At 37.0% G+C, this 216-nt stretch carries 1 protein-coding gene; it reads left to right on the top strand.

Annotation, left to right across the window (positions count from 1 at the left end; genetic code table 11):
* Positions 1-216: Uma2 family endonuclease (locus tag JUI58_RS01580; protein ID WP_204101990.1), on the top strand; the 216-nt coding region annotated here is incomplete at both ends.

Raw genomic sequence — 216 nt, 5'->3', positions numbered from 1 at the left:
GTTCTTACAAGCAGTGGGAAGAGGAGAATATTGCCCCACAAGTAGCGTTTGAAATTCTCTCGAAAAGTAACAGAAAAGGAGAGATGGAGGATAAATTTAAGTTTTATCAACAGCATGGTATTGAGGAATATTATCTTTACGATCCGAAAAAGAATCGCTTGCAAGGATGGTTGAGAAAGGGAAAAAAGTTAAATGAAATATCACAGATGGAGGGAT

The organism is Spirulina sp. CCY15215 (genome assembly GCF_016888125.1).
Lineage (GTDB): Bacteria > Cyanobacteriota > Cyanobacteriia > Cyanobacteriales > Spirulinaceae > CCY15215.
Note: the sequence above shows the minus strand (reverse complement) of the source record. Positions and strands in the feature narration are given on the sequence as shown.